General features: G+C 55.4%; 16 protein-coding genes. All 16 read left to right on the top strand.

Annotated features, from left to right (window positions below; all coding sequences use genetic code 11):
- The first annotated feature begins 229 nt into the window (after positions 1–229).
- The 16 genes from VN24_RS03625 (at position 230) to VN24_RS03550 (ending at position 15,127) form a co-directional block, all read left to right on the top strand.
- Positions 230–1,654, top strand: coding sequence for a DUF4367 domain-containing protein (locus tag VN24_RS03625; protein WP_045669302.1), 1,425 nt, complete (start codon positions 230–232; stop codon positions 1,652–1,654).
- A gap of 279 nt (positions 1,655–1,933) precedes the next feature.
- Positions 1,934–3,121 (top strand): alanine racemase, encoded by a 1,188-nt coding sequence (gene alr / locus VN24_RS03620; RefSeq protein ID WP_148505336.1) that lies wholly within the window; start codon positions 1,934–1,936, stop codon positions 3,119–3,121.
- Positions 3,122–3,320: 199 nt separating this feature from the next.
- Positions 3,321–3,602, top strand: a complete 282-nt coding sequence (locus tag VN24_RS03615) for a CopG family ribbon-helix-helix protein (RefSeq protein ID WP_045672928.1) — start codon at positions 3,321–3,323, stop codon at positions 3,600–3,602.
- Between the two features lie 3 nt (positions 3,603–3,605).
- Positions 3,606–3,956 (top strand): type II toxin-antitoxin system PemK/MazF family toxin, encoded by a 351-nt coding sequence (locus VN24_RS03610; RefSeq protein WP_045669301.1) that lies wholly within the window; start codon positions 3,606–3,608, stop codon positions 3,954–3,956.
- A gap of 606 nt (positions 3,957–4,562) precedes the next feature.
- Complete coding sequence (locus VN24_RS03605; protein WP_052702765.1) at positions 4,563–4,787, top strand: hypothetical protein; 225 nt, start codon at positions 4,563–4,565, stop codon at positions 4,785–4,787.
- A gap of 27 nt (positions 4,788–4,814) precedes the next feature.
- A complete protein-coding gene (locus VN24_RS03600) occupies positions 4,815–5,588 on the top strand; it encodes a hypothetical protein (RefSeq protein WP_045669300.1) in 774 nt (257 codons plus the stop codon).
- Positions 5,585–6,781 (top strand): glutathionylspermidine synthase family protein, encoded by a 1,197-nt coding sequence (locus tag VN24_RS03595; RefSeq protein WP_045669299.1) that lies wholly within the window; start codon positions 5,585–5,587, stop codon positions 6,779–6,781. Before VN24_RS03600 ends, VN24_RS03595 begins: the two co-directional genes overlap by 4 nt.
- Positions 6,782–7,510 (top strand): hypothetical protein, encoded by a 729-nt coding sequence (locus VN24_RS03590; RefSeq protein WP_045669298.1) that lies wholly within the window; start codon positions 6,782–6,784, stop codon positions 7,508–7,510.
- On the top strand, positions 7,507–7,896 hold the full coding sequence (locus tag VN24_RS03585) for a DUF350 domain-containing protein (RefSeq protein WP_045669297.1): 390 nt from the start codon (positions 7,507–7,509) through the stop codon (positions 7,894–7,896). Before VN24_RS03590 ends, VN24_RS03585 begins: the two co-directional genes overlap by 4 nt.
- 407 nt (positions 7,897–8,303) lie before the next feature.
- On the top strand, positions 8,304–9,467 hold the full coding sequence (locus VN24_RS03580) for a YhgE/Pip domain-containing protein (RefSeq protein ID WP_045669296.1): 1,164 nt from the start codon (positions 8,304–8,306) through the stop codon (positions 9,465–9,467).
- 31 nt (positions 9,468–9,498) lie between these two features.
- Positions 9,499–10,095, top strand: coding sequence for a TetR family transcriptional regulator (locus tag VN24_RS03575; protein ID WP_052702764.1), 597 nt, complete (start codon positions 9,499–9,501; stop codon positions 10,093–10,095).
- A gap of 195 nt (positions 10,096–10,290) precedes the next feature.
- Positions 10,291–11,016 (top strand): SAF domain-containing protein, encoded by a 726-nt coding sequence (locus VN24_RS03570; protein ID WP_045669295.1) that lies wholly within the window; start codon positions 10,291–10,293, stop codon positions 11,014–11,016.
- Complete coding sequence (locus tag VN24_RS03565; RefSeq protein ID WP_045669294.1) at positions 11,013–11,855, top strand: CpaE/TadZ family protein; 843 nt, start codon at positions 11,013–11,015, stop codon at positions 11,853–11,855. Before VN24_RS03570 ends, VN24_RS03565 begins: the two co-directional genes overlap by 4 nt.
- The gene (locus VN24_RS03560; protein ID WP_045669293.1) at positions 11,852–13,270 is read left to right on the top strand and encodes an ATPase, T2SS/T4P/T4SS family; all 1,419 of its coding nucleotides are present in this window, start codon (positions 11,852–11,854) and stop codon (positions 13,268–13,270) included. The genes VN24_RS03565 and VN24_RS03560 overlap by 4 nt, the downstream gene beginning before the upstream one ends.
- A 3-nt stretch (positions 13,271–13,273) precedes the next feature.
- Complete coding sequence (locus VN24_RS03555) at positions 13,274–14,209, top strand: hypothetical protein (RefSeq protein WP_045669292.1); 936 nt, start codon at positions 13,274–13,276, stop codon at positions 14,207–14,209.
- 18 nt (positions 14,210–14,227) lie between these two features.
- Positions 14,228–15,127, top strand: a complete 900-nt coding sequence (locus VN24_RS03550) for a hypothetical protein (protein ID WP_052702763.1) — start codon at positions 14,228–14,230, stop codon at positions 15,125–15,127.
- The last annotated feature ends 21 nt before the right edge of the window (positions 15,128–15,148 follow it).

Raw genomic sequence — 15,148 nt, 5'->3', positions numbered from 1 at the left:
TAACTTCACGTTGGAAGTAACGGCATATCAAGTCCATGGTATGTTGGTTTCAGGTAAATCGCGCGCGAAAAACCGGGGCAAATAAGCTTTATTTTCCATTGGCCGATGCCAGGCAAGGATAAATTTCGCTACCCCCTCGGCCAAGCCGGAGCCAGTCTGCATAATCGGCCAAGTTCCCACATAGACATGTTATCAGCCTGGAAAAACATTGTGCAGAGGGGATGATTTCATGCGTCGCATCACTTGGATCGCGGCCATCATTGCGTGCATATCGATGGTGTTGGCCGGATGCGGCACCAAGGACGCAGGTTCGGTCGTGAAGGAGCTCGGCAAGGTCGCTGACAAGACGGAAAGCTATCAGGGAAGCGGAGTCATGACGCTTCATACCGGCGAGCAGCCGCTGGAATACAAAGTGGATATCAAATTTCAGAAGCCGAGTTACTACCGGATTGCGTTAACGAACGAGAAAAAGGATATCACCCAAATTGTGCTGCGCAACGACGAAGGGGTGTTCGTGCTGACGCCGAAGCTGAACAAAGTGTTCCGCTTCCAGAGCGACTGGCCGGAAAATCAAGGCCAGGTCTATTTGTACCAGACGCTGCTGCAGAGCATTCTGCTCGATAATTCGCGCCAGTTCGCGGTCGATAAAGACAGCTATGTGTTCGATGTGATGGCCAATTACACCAACGCGTCGCTTGCGCGGCAAAAAATTTGGCTCAGCAAGTCGGATTACGCGCCGAGGCAGGTGGAAGTGAGCGACTCCAACGCGGCCGTTATGGTCGACGTGAAGTTCGACAAGTTCGATTTCAACCCAAAGTTTGACAAAAGCGTCTTCGACACGCAGGCGAATCTGAAAACCCCTGCCGGCGGCACGGAAAACGAACAGCCGACAACGGCCATTCCGGAGAGCGACGGCATCGCTGCGCCGGATAATGCGGCGGGCAGCAGCGGAAGCGCCGATGATATCGGCAGCGGCGGAACGGCCGATGATACCGGAAGCGCGGGCGACACGGAAAGCGGCAATGCCGCAAGCGGCCAGTCGTCAGCCGCCGATTCCGAAGACGGCGATCCAGCCGCAAGCGACAACGGCACGATTGCGCCGGGTGACGACAGCGGCAGCGAGAACGCTGCAGAGGACGGTCAGAATGCGGGTGCAGACGCGTCAAGCGACGATACCAACGCCGGTACAAACGCCGCAGGCGACGATTCCGACGCCGGCACCGAAGCGGACGGCGCATCGGGAAATAGCGGAGACAACGCTTCCCCGGACGAAGAAGCGCAGGATACGGCGGCCGGGATCGAGACGAGCGCGCCGGGAGCGTTCGTGGCGATGGAGCCGTCCTACCTGCCGGAAGGCGTTGCGCTGAAAGATATGAACGAAATTGTGTTCGGCGGCAACGCGGGTGTCATGCTTCGCTATGAAGGAACGTACAATTATTCGTTGATCGAAACGCAGCCGATGGATAACGCGGCTTCTATCGTCGACGGCACGATGGTTGACCTCGGCTACACGCTTGGCCTGCTGAGCGGGGATGAGCAGCATACGCTTACTTGGACTTACCAGGGTACGGAATACCGCCTGACAAGCGGAGATATGCCGGATCAGGAAATGATCGCCGTCGCGCAGTCTGTTATGGAAGAGATGACCAAGTGAAGCTCCAAGCTTGATACTGGAGGCGTTCGTCCGGGTGCCGGACGGATGCCTTTTTTCCATTAGGTGCCAGAGCGGAAGGTGCTTCTCTTCATTGACAGTGCCGGCAGCAACGTATAACATTAAAAGCATTGAATTTATAAGGCGCGGATGGATCAAAGCGGCCGCTGTGCGGCGGGGACGACCTCGAAAAGCTGCTGCCCCCGAATGTTTTACACTTTACCGCGTCAGCGCACTTCTTTTTCACCGCGTTTTTACAGGGAAGAGAAGAAGGTGACTTACTTGGACGTCTATTACCGCCCCACCAGGGCAGAGATTTCCCTTGACGCGTTAGCGGCCAATATGAAGGCTTTTCGCGATGCCGTTCCGGATTCGATGAAGCTGATGGCATCGGTCAAAGCGAATGCGTATGGTCACGGTGCCGTCCAAACGGCCCGCGTAGCGGAAGCTTGCGGCGCCGATTATTTGGGCGTTGCCTTTCTGGACGAAGCGCTTGAGCTGCGGCGCTCCGGAATCGGCACACCGATTCTGGTGCTCGGTTACGTGCCGGCGGAAGGGTTGGAGCTTGCGCGTCGGCACGACGTGACGCTTGCGCTGTTCCGCGAAGATATTTTGGAAGCGGCGGCGCAACTTCCGGCGGTCGGCAAGCGTCTAAAGGTTCATATCAAGGTCGACACGGGAATGGGTAGACTCGGCAAGCGTGCCGGAGGAGAAGCGGAGCGGTTTCTGGAACGCGCTCTGAAGGTGCCGCAGCTGGACGTGGAAGGGTTATTCACCCATTTTGCAAAAGCGGATGAAGCGGACAAAACGTATACGCAGCTGCAGTTCGACCGATTCGACGGCATCGCCCGGTATGTGCGCTCCAACGATCTTCCGATACCGCTTATTCACAGCGCAAACACTGCAGCCGGCATCGATACGCCGGAATGGGGAGGCGGTATGCTGCGGCTCGGCATCGGGATGTACGGCTTGTATCCGTCTGCGGAAGTGAACCGTTCGCGGATCGATTTGCAGCCCGTCCTGTCGCTCAAGACCGAGGTTGTGATGGTCAAGACGGTGCCCCCTGGCTGGGGAATCAGCTACGGAACCCGTTACGTTGCCGCTTCCGAAGAGAGAATCGGCACGCTTCCTGTCGGATATGCCGACGGCTTCAGCCGGATGTTGACGGGATCGGCGGAAGCGCTCATCCGCGGACGGCGGGTGCCTGTCAGAGGAACGATCTGCATGGATCAATGCATGGTCGGGCTGGACGCCGCGGATTTGCCGGGAAACCCGGTCCAGCCGGGGGAGGAAGCGGTGCTGATCGGGACGCAGGGAACGGAGCGCATTACGGCCGAGGAAGTCGCCGCCAAGCTGGGCACGATCAACTACGAGGTAACGTGCATGATCGCTTCGCGCGTTCCGCGCGTCTATTTGCGCGGCGGTGCGGTTGTCGAAGTGTCTAATCCGCTCGGCAGGGAGACAGATTAATTTTTAGATCGTCATTTTTTGCGGAAAGATGGAAGGAATTCTGTCGTATGCCGCGAATAGTTAATACAGCAATTAGAAGCAAATGCCGGCTTGCATATTCATTTGCGGGCAGTCATAAGCTAGGTTGGGGTATAGCGCAGGAATATTAATGCCATACTGGTAACAGTGTTAATGGAAAAGTTTTGGAGGTGCGGGTTTGGTGGCCAATATGCAGAATACCAAAAGAATCATGATCAGTTTACCGGACCATTTATTGAAAGAAGTGGACGGCATTGTCGCCAAGGAGAACTCGAACCGAAGTGAATTTATACGCCAGGCGATGAAACTGTATCTTGTTGAGCGCAAAAAAAGACATATTCGGGAATTAATGCAGCGCGGGTATCTGGAAATGGCAAAAATCAACTTGAATATGGCCTCGGAAGCTTTTCATGCGGAGGAAGATGCCGACCGTGCGCTCGGCCGTCTCGTTAGCGGGGTGTAGCATTTGATCGTAAAACGCGGCGATGTGTTTTTCGCGGACTTGTCTCCGGTAGTAGGTTCGGAGCAGGGAGGCGTCCGTCCGGTTCTCGTTCTGCAAAACGACATCGGCAACCGTTTCAGCCCGACGGTTATAGTGGCAGCCATTACCGCCCAGATTCAAAAAGCAAAGCTGCCGACTCATGTCGAGATCGACGCGGCTGCCCATGGTTTTGATCGTGATTCGGTCATTCTGCTCGAGCAAATACGGACCATAGACAAGCAGCGCCTAACAGACAAAATTACTCATTTGGACGACGAAACGATGCGAAGCGTCGACGATGCGCTGCAAATCAGCGTCGGACTGATCGATTTTTAACAGCGGCGGGAAGCCTTTTTCCCGCCGTTTTTTTCTGCTTGGGTGGAGCCCGCTTCAGTCCGCAAGCCCCGGGTTTCAGTCCGCGCAAACTAGTGCCTCTCAAAACCTGCAAATGTGCAGTTTTTATCGGTCGAAATCGCTTGTCGAGAGGGAAAACCTGCGAATTTACAGGTATTTAAAGCTTTATTGACTGAATATGAGATTGGACTAGCAAAAAAATGTATTTTTACAGGAATTTTTACACGTTCGATAAATAAAAAGTAAAAAGATGCACGGATGCATCTTTTTCAAAAAATTCTATTATGGAACATCGATTAACGGCTTGCGCCAGCGGCCGATTTAATGCGTTTCCCCTTCTTGTCGGGGATTGTAGGGCATCCGCGGTGTCTTGGGGCGTACGTAAGCCCCGCTGTCACGGTGTTTACTGCAGCCTCCGTCGCTGCGGCATCTGAACTGCCGGGCCGTCTCGGATTTTTGCGCCTCTCCACCGCCTCAATCTTTACGCCGCACGCCTTCCCGGGTTTGTTTTTTGCCAGGCGGTGAAACATGCGGACGGTATGATACGTATCATTGACGTAAGCTTTTTCTGGAAGAGGAGGTATTGATGTGGAAAAAGGGATGACCGTTCATCTGCTCGAGAAGCAGTCTACGGGAGAGCTTCGCAGCATTGACGAACGCGAATGGACGATGGACATGATTGCTGCGCTTCATCACGTAAACTATTTAACCGTTGGCGGCCGCGAATACGAGACAGTGGAAGGGCGGCTTAACGTGGACAGTCAGACGTTCGAGCTGCTCGTTGTCGCCGTGCGCAACCGAAATCCGATATGAAGAACTTAAGAGGAGGGATCCGTTCCCATGAGCCCAGAAGAAAATAAGAACGGTCCTATAAAGCTCCGTTTGTTTACACCGGAGGGCAAGCCGCTGCGAGTGCTGTCCACTTCCCTCGGAATTGCCCTGCTCGCCAACGCGCTTTACGCCGCAGGCGATCCTCAGCCGGCCGCGGCTGAACCGGACAACCCAGGCGCGGCGTCATCCGCAACGACCGCGTCATCCGCGTCATCCGCGTCATCCGCAGCGACCGCGTCATCCGCCTCATCCGCAGCATCCACCACCGCAGCCGGCCCGGTGCTGGTCGAATGGTCCTCGGAAGAAGTGAAAGCGTACTTCGATCCGTCCGTTGATTGGAACATTCCGCTGCCGGAGGACGAAGAATCGCAGGAGGATACGCAAGCTGGCGGTGGATCCGCTGCGGGAGCGGCATCGGGAGGGTCTGGAGGCTCCGGAGGGGGCGGGACCATAGTCCATACTTCATCCGGCTTCGGTTGGGATGATCTGATGCTGTACCATCTCATCTTCAATCGCGGAGGATCCTATTCTTCCGGCGCTTGGCATAACAATCATTCCGCCTACGATGCCAGAAGCGGGACAGCCTATACCCCGCGCAGTTACGGCCGGGACGCTTTCCAGAACAAGCCGGTCGTCGGCTCCGCCGTCCGGCCTAAGACATCCGAATCATCCGGCACTATCACTCGCCGCTCCACTTCATCATCGCCGGGAGGAATCGGCGGCCGCTCCAGCGGGTTTACCTCTTCCGGCTCCAGCCACTCCTCCGGAGGGTTCGGAGGATGAGCTCCGGAGCTTTCCAAGTTATCGGCACTCCTCATCCGGACCGGAAGCAGCGGGTGGAAGAACTGCGGAAGCTCGGCTTCGGCTGGGCCGATATGGACGGGGAGCCGTACTGGACGGATCAACTCGTTGTCATGACAAAAGAGGTCTATACCGAGCTGGAACGGGCATCCGAACGGCTGTGGCGCATATTCGACAAAGCGGCGCGTTTTGCCTTGGGCAAGCGCGATCTATACGCGATGATCGGAATTCCCGAGGTGCTGTGGAACAGTTTGGATACGGTGCCCATTCCTCCGGAAGGACGGATCAGCCGTTATGCGCGGTTCGACTTCGCCGTGTCGGACGGCGGAGACATCAAGCTGCTGGAATTGAACGCGGACACGCCGACCGGTTACGTTGAGGCTTCGGTCGTCACTCCTTGGCAGTGCGAGCAATACGGGATACCGTCCCCGAATATCGGAATGAAGCGGCTCGTGCGCGAAGCTTGGGAGGAAGAGCGGCCGGATCGTGCCGCCTGCGTCGGATACGGCGGACATTTGGAAGATTCGGGGACGATCGATATGCTCGTGCAGCATTCCGGTCTTGGCATCGGGTGCGAGGACTGCCTCGATCTGTGGGTGGACCATGGCATTTTACGGGGAAAAGAAGGCCGGGAAATCCGGCGGTTGTTCGCATTGTACCCGAAGGAGTGGATGGCGGTGGACGAGGGAGGCGATGCGCTTGCCTATTCGATCGAAACGGGCAGGCTGCAGCTGTTCAATTCGCCGCATGCCATCATACTGCAGTCCAAAGGGCTTCAGGCGCTGATCTGGGGGCTGTATGAACTGCAGCTCGTTTTCACCGCCGAGGAAAGAGAGACGATTCGAAGTTATATGCTGCCCACCTATAACAAAGCCGTCTTCGACGGAAGCTTCGTTTCCAAATCGATGTTCGGCCGGGAAGGCGGTTCCGTCTCGCTGTTCGATGCCGGCGGCCGGCTGGAGGAGAAGGATGAACACGGTTACGACACGAGCGGCATGTTTCCTCTCGTTTATCAGAAACGGGCCGAGCTCGCCAAAGTGCGGCTAGCAAACGGGGAGTTTCATTTACTGACCGGCATGTTTGTCTTGAACGGGGGTTGCTGCGGTCTGCTTGGGCGCGCCGGCGGCCTGATAACGGGAAATTCAAGCCATTTCGTGGCGATGGGGGTGAAGTGAATGGATAATTGGAACCGCAGAAGGCCGGTGAAACAGGATTCGCCAGCCGGCCGGATTGCACCGTTCATTATTTTCGGGGCGATTGCAGTATTCATCTTCGGCATTATGGCGAATTCGTGTTCGAACGATGCCCGATCATGGGAAAACTCGTCGGTGTCCTGGTCCGGTTCATCGTCGTCATCTGCAAGTTCTTCTTCGTATGCGAATGCCCAGCCGCAACAAGCGCCCAGTACGGTGCCGTGGGACTACCGTCTCGTCGAGGGGACGGTCGGCGATTTGATCGGCGGAGACATGACGCTGCTTCCGGGCAATGAACTGCTGCCGAACGACGACAACTATGGGACCGGGGATAAAGTATGGGCGCTTGAATATATGGAAGCCGTCATGAAGACTACCGACAATAACCGCAACGACATAAGGCTTACTTCGTGGAAGCCGATTAAATCGTATCGAACGAAACAGGCGGCAGAGCAGGACATCGCCAAATTGAAGGTGAGCCTGAAAACGGAGATCGATCTGGTCGGCGTCTACAAGACGACGTATCAAGGGAAGGAACGGGAATTTGCCGTGCTTACGCTTCCTTCCGGCCAGACGATCAAGCAGCCGATCGATAAGGAGCGGTATGCGAAGCTGAAGCCGCTGAAGAAAGCGAATGTCATTTTGGAAGAAGTGCACGACTACAGTAATTATGATATGGCTTATGCCAAATTCAGGGGGTGGGCGTCATGATTGCGGTCGATCTGCTGATCAGCGTCATTGTTATTATTATTTTGCAGCTGCTTGGAATGGTTGTCTTCAGCTTGATGACGCCGTTCAACGATTTGGATGAATTGAAAAAAGGCAATACGGCCGTTGGGCTTGCCATAGGAGGCAAGTTTCTGGCAACGGCTATTGTGCTCGGCGTCGCCGCATATACGAACAACTCCATCTGGCATATGATGCTGTGGTTCGCGGTCGGTTACGTATGTCTCGTCGCCGCATATTGGGTGTTCGAATGGGTGACGCCGGGTTTGAAGCTGTCCGAGCATTTGCAGGCCGGTAACGTCGCGGTCGGCATTTTGCTGTGCTTCGTTTTCATCGGCACAAGCTTTGCGGTCAGCAGTTTAATTATTTAGTGTACGGTATGCTGTCCGGTATCCGGCGGCTAGCGTCCGTTCAATTAACAGCGATAGAGTAAGTCAGGCAGTCAAAGTCCGATCAAGGGCCGTCAGGAGTAGTGAAAACTACCTTGACGGTTTTTTTGGTTTTTGGCGTGCCCAGAGGCACGCATCTATTAGCCGGGGAGAGTCCGGTCGAGAGAGACCCGCGCAGCTTGGATGCCTCTTGAGCAATTTGGACCTCCAATTGGAAGTATTTACAAAATGGAAAGGGTGCGCTATAATTTAAACGACCGTTTTAAACAGATGGTTAAAACGTTTATTTAAAACAATCATTTCAATCAGTCATGTAAAAAAGTCATTTTAAACTAACGTTAAACCAGGTGTACCGTAACCGATTGTTTAACAAAATGGAGGATGAGGGTATGAGCTCGGTTATTAGAGATTTTTTGAAAAAGCCTGCAACGATCGTCGGAATTGTAACGGCCATTCTGTTTCAGGTTATTTTCTCATGTATTTGGATGACCGCTTATAAAGGGGTTACCGACCGGACCGGTGAGCTGTCTGTCGGTATTTTCAACGAGGATCGGCAGCTCGGTCAGACGGTTGCGGACTCCTTATCGGGCAATCTTCCGTTCCGTCTGGTGAGCATCGGATCGCAGGAGGAAGGGACAAAGCTGCTTAACGAACGAAAGCTGCAGCTTGTGCTCCACATTCCGGCCGATTTCACCCGCAAAGCGTCGTCGCTGACGGAGCAGGCCAAGCTGGAGTTTACCGTCAACGAGTCCAACCCCGCTCTCATTAAGAGCATGATGACTTCGGCGGCATCGGGCATTTCCGAAGCGGTGAACAAACAAGCTTCTTCCGCCGGCGCGAAGGCGCTGCTGGAAGGGCTCAAGGCGCCGGCCGCAACGGTATCCGCCGCTTCGCAAGGACTCGGCGAGAGAGTTGTATCCGAAGTTCACTCGCTTAACGCGGTGAATGGAATGAACAACCAGATGGTGCCGCTGATGCTGGTGCTCGCTTCTTATGTGGGCGCCATGATTATGGGGATGAATTTCGAACAGTCGTCGATGATGATGAAGCAGGCCGGAATCGGACGTTGGAAACGTTTTGCGGCGCGTGTTATTCTTAATTCAGCTGCGTCCGTTATCGTCTCGTTAGTCGGTACGCTGCTGCTGATCTCGCTTGGAGGCCAGCATGAGCACGGGTTTATCGTACAATGGGCGTTCCAGGCGCTGTTTGTGTTAACGTTTATGCTCGTGGCTCAAATGTTCTTGTTTGTGCTGGGTATGGCCGGCATGCTGTTCAATGCATTGATGTTGTCCGCACAGCTCGTTACGTCGGGTGCGATGGTGCCGCGCGAGCTGCTTTCGGACTTCTATGCAGGCCTTGGCAACGTTTTGCCGGCCACTTATGCGGTTGAAGGTGAGATGAACCTGCTGTTCGGTGGAGCAGGAACTTCGAATGATGTATTTGTGCTGGCGCTTATCGCGCTGATCGCACTTGGAGTCAGCACAGCCGCCGTCGCGCTGCGCAGAGAAGCGGTGAAGCCAAACGCGGCTGCCGTATCTTTTTCAAGCAATTAGAAATATCAGGGTTGAAAGAAGGAGCGCATACATGACAGATGACGCAAATATACGCGATAAGCTGCTGAAGTCGGCGCGAAAAATGTTTGCCCAGAAAGGGTTTGAAGGGACATCCGTCCGGCAAATCTGCGAGGATGCGGGCGTTAACGCGGCTTTGATATCGTACTATTTCGGCGGGAAAGATAAAATTTTTTCCGAGCTGTTCAACAATTTTTTTCCGATGGAGCAAATGAAGGACATTCTCAAACAGCCTCTTTCACCGGATGAAGGCGTCAGGCTGCTCGTGCGGGGAGTGCTTCAGTTTCGCATGAACAACCCGGAGCTGGTGAAAATTATCCAGTTCGAAATTTTGACGAACTCCGAGCGGGTCCCGATCATTCGCGAGCATGCCTATCCGGTATGGGAGGCGCTTCGCCAATGGCTGCAGGAAGGCAAGGAGCTTGGGATATTCAAGTTCCGCTCGCTGCAAACGGCGCTGGGCCTCATTATATCGGTTCTGCTCTACCCGCTCTCAAATCCATACTGGACGGGCCTGTTTGGGGAGGAGCTGCCCGCCGGCAGCACTTTTATCGAGGACACGACGGATTTCGTCCTGCGCGGCTTGTATTACGAAAGACTGGAAGGATAATACCGGCATTTATTTTTTGAAAAAATGTCTGAAAAAGGCTGGACAATCTGAAATTGTCTTTGGTAATATATACTCACTTGGTAGTATTATTTACCTATACAAATATGCTGATGCTTTGCGAAGAACGCAAGCGGGTGGGCCAATTGGCCCCCCCGCTGCGTTCTTTTTTTGCGTTGGCGGGGAAAGGGGAGAGCGATGAAGGTTCGGAGAAATGCGCTGATCAGCGCGGCGGCAGCGCTCATGTCCGGTTTACTCGTATACAGCATTTATGTGCTGCAGCTTCGGGGAATCGAACATCAGGATTCGGTGCGCGTTGTCGTGCCGAAACGTTTTGTAGCTGCGGGAGAGCGGCTGGGGGCGGACGATTTAACGTACAAGCCGCTGGCAGGCTCTGCCTACAAGGAGGGGATGCTGCTCGACGCGGAAGAAGCGGAAGGCATGGAAGCGGTCGTCCCGCTGGGAGAATCGGAGCCGGTGCTGAAGTGGAAGCTGGACCGGTATCATCTGCTTCCCCGTGAAACGGAATCGACCTTTCAGCTCCCCCGCGAATACGTGCTCTCGGTTTCCAACGGGATACGGGCAGGCGACAGTGTCGTCATTTATGTCTCGGGAGACAACACTCGCTCATCCAGATTGTTTCCGGAAGAAGTGACGGTTGCCTCCGTGAAGACGAGCGGCAATCAGGAGGTGGACGATATGACCAATCCGAATCTGCTTTCGCTGGCCGATGGGGATAAGGAGAAAATGTACGCTTCGCGCCGCAATGCAAACGGCATGATCGAGTTTGTCAATTTGAATCTGACGGAGGAGCAGTGGCTCAAAATCGACTCCCTGTGCAAAGACGGAACAAATAAGCTGGTAATTGCTTACCGTCCGCTGACGATGGGGACGGAAGGGGAAGCGGAAGGAGGCGCGCCGTGACGGATCAATCGCCTTTGATCGCCTACATCGGCACCACGCCGAATATCGGTACAACCGCCGCCGCGTTTGCCACCGCTTACCGGCTGGGGGAAGAAAGCGGCAAGCCGGTCGGGTTTCTTTGCCTGAATCTCAAGAGCGCCAAGCTTCACCGGTATCTCGGCGTCGATACGCCCGGCTGCACGCTGGACGGGCTGCGGCCGGAGCTTAGAGCGGGATCTCTGACGCCACAGAAGCTGATCCGCGCCTGTCATACGGTTCGGGGACTGCCGGGTGTGCATGTATTATTCGGCAATATGATGCGGGATCAAGCGGAGTTTTTTACGCCGGAAGAAGCGGAGCATCTGCTGGATGTGGCTGAGCGGACGTTTTCGCTCACGCTGCTTGATGTCGGCGCTTACTGGGATAATGCGGCGACGATATGCGGACTTCGCCGGGCCGGCAGCCGCGTGCTGGTGACGACCGGCGCTCTCTCTCATTTTCAGGAAGACGGCAACCGCTGGATCAAGCAAGTATCGCCGCTGTTCGGCGTACAGCCGGAACAATATGAAATGGTGGTGATTCAACCGCCATGGAAAATTGGAGGGTATTCGATGAAAGAAATCGGTAAAGAGACCGGGATTGCTCCGATCGGAGAGATGCAGTTAAATGAGACGTTCTTTTCTTTGCTCGACAGCGGCAGGTACGAAGATTGGCTGAGGGGGGACGAACAAGGGAAAAAGGCGATGAAAGAGACTTCGCAAAAGCTGATGGGACGATACGGACTGCAGCGGAAGACCGTCATGACCGTACAGCCTTGGTACCGCAAGCTGCTCACTCACCGCGGAGGCGTCGGCTTGTGAGCGGCGGCCGGGAACGTTTCTCCCCTTCAGCCTATTCCGCCCGCATCCGGCTTTCTATGCCCGAGGAACACGAACCGGGTGCATTAATGGCCCGAAATGCGGAGACAGCGGCAGTGGAGCGCGGCGCAAGCGACGCGGCGGAAACTGCTCCCGCCAAAGATTTTAAACGTTTGGCCGAGGAAATGAGGGCATACCTGGCGGCGCCGCGCGGGATGACGGAAGAAGAGCGGAAGGAATACGGAGAGAAGCTGAATCGTGCCGTGCTCGGTTACTTGCGGGAGAGGGAAGAAATTTTGGCGCTCATCTCCGACCGTCTGATCCGCCTGCGCATCCATCAGCTGCCCGGAGGTCACCGTCAGTATCAAACGCTTGCCGAAGCGCTGTTTGCCGAAGTGATCGGGCTTGGAGTATTGGAGCTCCTATTGCGGGAGAAAGAAGGGCTGGAAGAAATTCAAGTTGTCGGCACCCGGATTTTCGAAGTCAGGCGCGGCACCGTCAGCCGTTCATCGTATTCGTTCGAGTCGGAAAAAGAGGTCGAGCGCATTCAGCAAAATCTGGTTCTGTACAACAATGACCGCATCAACCCCCGCAAACGATGGGCGGAAGTGATGCTGCGGGACGGGTCGCGCGTGACAATGACCGGATTCGGCTTCACGGCCGTGCCGACGTTGACGATGCGCTTTTATACGGCCCGCTCGTTCAGTCTCGAATCGCTGGCCGCCTCGGAATACGGGACGATCAGCGGGCCGCTGCTCCAAATGCTGCGCGGCGTGCTGAAGGCCCGGCTCAATGTGGTCATCATCGGCCCGACGAATTCCGGCAAAACCCATCTGATGAAGGCGCTCATCGCCGAGCTGCCGGAGGAAGAGCGGATCGTAACGCTCGAAGGAAGGCTGGAGATGAGGCTCGGGCGGGATTTTCCGCAGCGTAATATTATCGAGTATGAAATGGAGGAGGACGATCCGATGCACCGTTCCGCGCAGGCGTTCAAGCTCGCGCTGCGGCAGTCTCCCGAGCGCATCGTGCATGCCGAAATACGCGATGAAGATGCCAATATCTACGTGCGCGCCTGCACGCGGGGGCATTCGGGAAGCATGACGACCGTTCATGCGAGCGCGCTCGAAGACGTCCCGGAAGCGGTAACGGACATGTGCATGCTGGATAATCGCGGAATGAATCCCGAGCGGCTTGTCAAACGGATTGCCGAATATGTGACGCAGGTCGGAATTGAGATGAGAATTGCCGCGAATAAAAGGCGTATCGTGCGCCTTGGCGAGCTGCGATGGGAAGAGGGGGAAGTTCGCGTACGCGATTGGGCCGTCTTTAACGAGACGGACGGGAAATGGATATATCCGGAGCCGCCCCCGCCTGCTGTTGCTGCTTATATGGCCGCGGGGAGGGAAAAGGAGGGATAGCGGATGATGACAATTGCAGTCGGAGCCGCTTTGGCGGCCTTGTTCATTTGCCTGTTCATCGCCCTGCAGCGGCTGCTGCTTATCGGTGCTGACAGCAGGCAGTCGGCCGGCCGTCTGAATTATAACCGGAACCGGCGCCTCGGAGCGAGGCTGGCCGCCTTTGTGGCCCGGTTCGAAAAACCGCACCGCCATGTGTCCGATTTGCTCGAATCGCTTCGCCTCTCGCTGCGGCCTGAAGGATTTATCCTGATGACGGCGCTGCTGCTGATAACCGGGGTAACGAGCGGAGCGATTCTGTTTCAGAGCGTAAAAGGCAGCCTGCTGCTTGGCGTTGTGCTCGGTTTGCTGCCCTACGCGGCGCTCCGCTCCATGCTCGTGCACCGGCAGCTGCAGACGCAGATGGATTTTTTGCCGGCGGTCGAATTGTTTTACCAGTGCTATCTCATTACCGGCGAGCGTCACATTCGTTCCGCGCTGAAGCGAACGGTGGAGGAGAAGCGGATGCTCGGGCACGTCCAGGCGGTGTTCGAGCAGCTGTACCGCAACCTCTCGGTCCGCGGGGATGACGAAACGAGCCTGCGCATTTTTTCTACCTCGCTTGGTCATATATGGGGCGACTATTTGGTACAGATCATGCGGGTTGCCTTGGCGGAAGGCCACACCGTTACCGGCAATCTGAAGGAACTCATTACCGATATGCGCAAGTCGAGGCGGGCGAACGAACAGGAGCGCCATAAGCTGCTGGAAATCCGCATCGCCAATTTTACCCCGGTATTGTTTCTGGCCTTTTTTATGGGCATCAACTTCCATTACAACCGGGCCAATTCCTATCTTTACTACGTGCTCGACCCGCAGGGACGCGATATGCTGCTCAATGCGATCGTGCTCATATTCGCCTCTTTTTTGATGGGGCTGTGGCTGTCGCGCAAAAAAATGTAAGAAAGAAGGTTATGCTCCTTGGACACTCCGGATTGGACGGCACGTTTCATCTTCGCACTAAGCCTGGCGGCGCAGTATTTGTTTGGATTGATCGCTGCCTCTGCTCTGCTCCGGCTGCTTCCGAGACGGCGCCCGCGCTGGATGCATCTAACCGCGGTTCAATGGCAAAGCCGTTCCGTTCCGGACAGATGGCTTGCCCGGCTCGCTCTCTCCCGGGAGCATCCCGTTCTGACCGAACGGCAAGCGCTGCTAGCCGGATGCGGATTTACGGGAGACGCGGCCCTTTACGTATTGACAAGACGGTTGCTGCTGATCTTCATTCCGCTTCTGCTGCTGGCCGCTCCTGCGCTCTTTCATTTTTTTGGATACGGCCCGCAATTATCGTTCGTTTGGTACCTGTTTCCGCTGGCCCTCTGCATCGGACTGATCTGGGACAAGCCGTCGCTTCAGTATGTGCGCCGGATCCGGTCGCAGCGGATCACTAAGGAGATCTATATCATCAGTTCCCAGCTGCTCTATTTATCGGGCTCTTCGCTGAATGTTCATACGAAGCTGATGCGCTGCGTTCCGTATGCCAAGACGATCCGGGGGGACATGCAGCGAATGCTCGGCGAATGGTACCACGATGCCGAAGGGGCGCTGCGGAAATTCAAGCTGCGGCTCGGCACAGAGGAAGGGCTCAGCTTTGTGGAAACGATCGATTCGCTGCGGCTTCATGAAGACGAAGCGTATTACACGCTGCTGCGCGAACGGATACAAGATTACAAAGAGAAGCTGGAGCTGATCAAAGAAAGCCGCAAAGAGTCGAGCTCTTACCTGCTGTTTGTGCTGGCAGGCATCCCGATCTTATACACGTTTCAAATCTTTATTTATCCCTGGGTGCGCGAAGGCCAGCGCCTGTTCGATTCCTTGAATTGAGGCGGTGCTTATGCTTACGAA

It is taken from the genome of Paenibacillus beijingensis (assembly GCF_000961095.1).
GTDB classification, from domain to species: Bacteria; Bacillota; Bacilli; order Paenibacillales; family Paenibacillaceae; genus Paenibacillus_O; species Paenibacillus_O beijingensis.
Note: the sequence above shows the minus strand (reverse complement) of the source record. Positions and strands in the feature narration are given on the sequence as shown.

Bases quoted from the DNA above. Each gene is read 5' to 3' on its own strand.
- VN24_RS03585 (WP_045669297.1), top strand. From the start codon at position 7,507: ATGATTGCGGTCGATCTGCTGATCAGCGTCATTGTTATTATTATTTTG.
- VN24_RS03575 (WP_052702764.1), top strand. From the start codon at position 9,499: ATGACAGATGACGCAAATATACGCGATAAGCTGCTGAAGTCGGCGCGA.
- VN24_RS03595 (WP_045669299.1), top strand. From the start codon at position 5,585: ATGAGCTCCGGAGCTTTCCAAGTTATCGGCACTCCTCATCCGGACCGG.
- VN24_RS03555 (WP_045669292.1), top strand. From the start codon at position 13,274: ATGATGACAATTGCAGTCGGAGCCGCTTTGGCGGCCTTGTTCATTTGC.
- VN24_RS03570 (WP_045669295.1), top strand. From the start codon at position 10,291: ATGAAGGTTCGGAGAAATGCGCTGATCAGCGCGGCGGCAGCGCTCATG.
- VN24_RS03580 (WP_045669296.1), top strand. From the start codon at position 8,304: ATGAGCTCGGTTATTAGAGATTTTTTGAAAAAGCCTGCAACGATCGTC.
- VN24_RS03600 (WP_045669300.1), top strand. From the start codon at position 4,815: ATGAGCCCAGAAGAAAATAAGAACGGTCCTATAAAGCTCCGTTTGTTT.
- VN24_RS03625 (WP_045669302.1), top strand. From the start codon at position 230: ATGCGTCGCATCACTTGGATCGCGGCCATCATTGCGTGCATATCGATG.
- VN24_RS03590 (WP_045669298.1), top strand. From the start codon at position 6,782: ATGGATAATTGGAACCGCAGAAGGCCGGTGAAACAGGATTCGCCAGCC.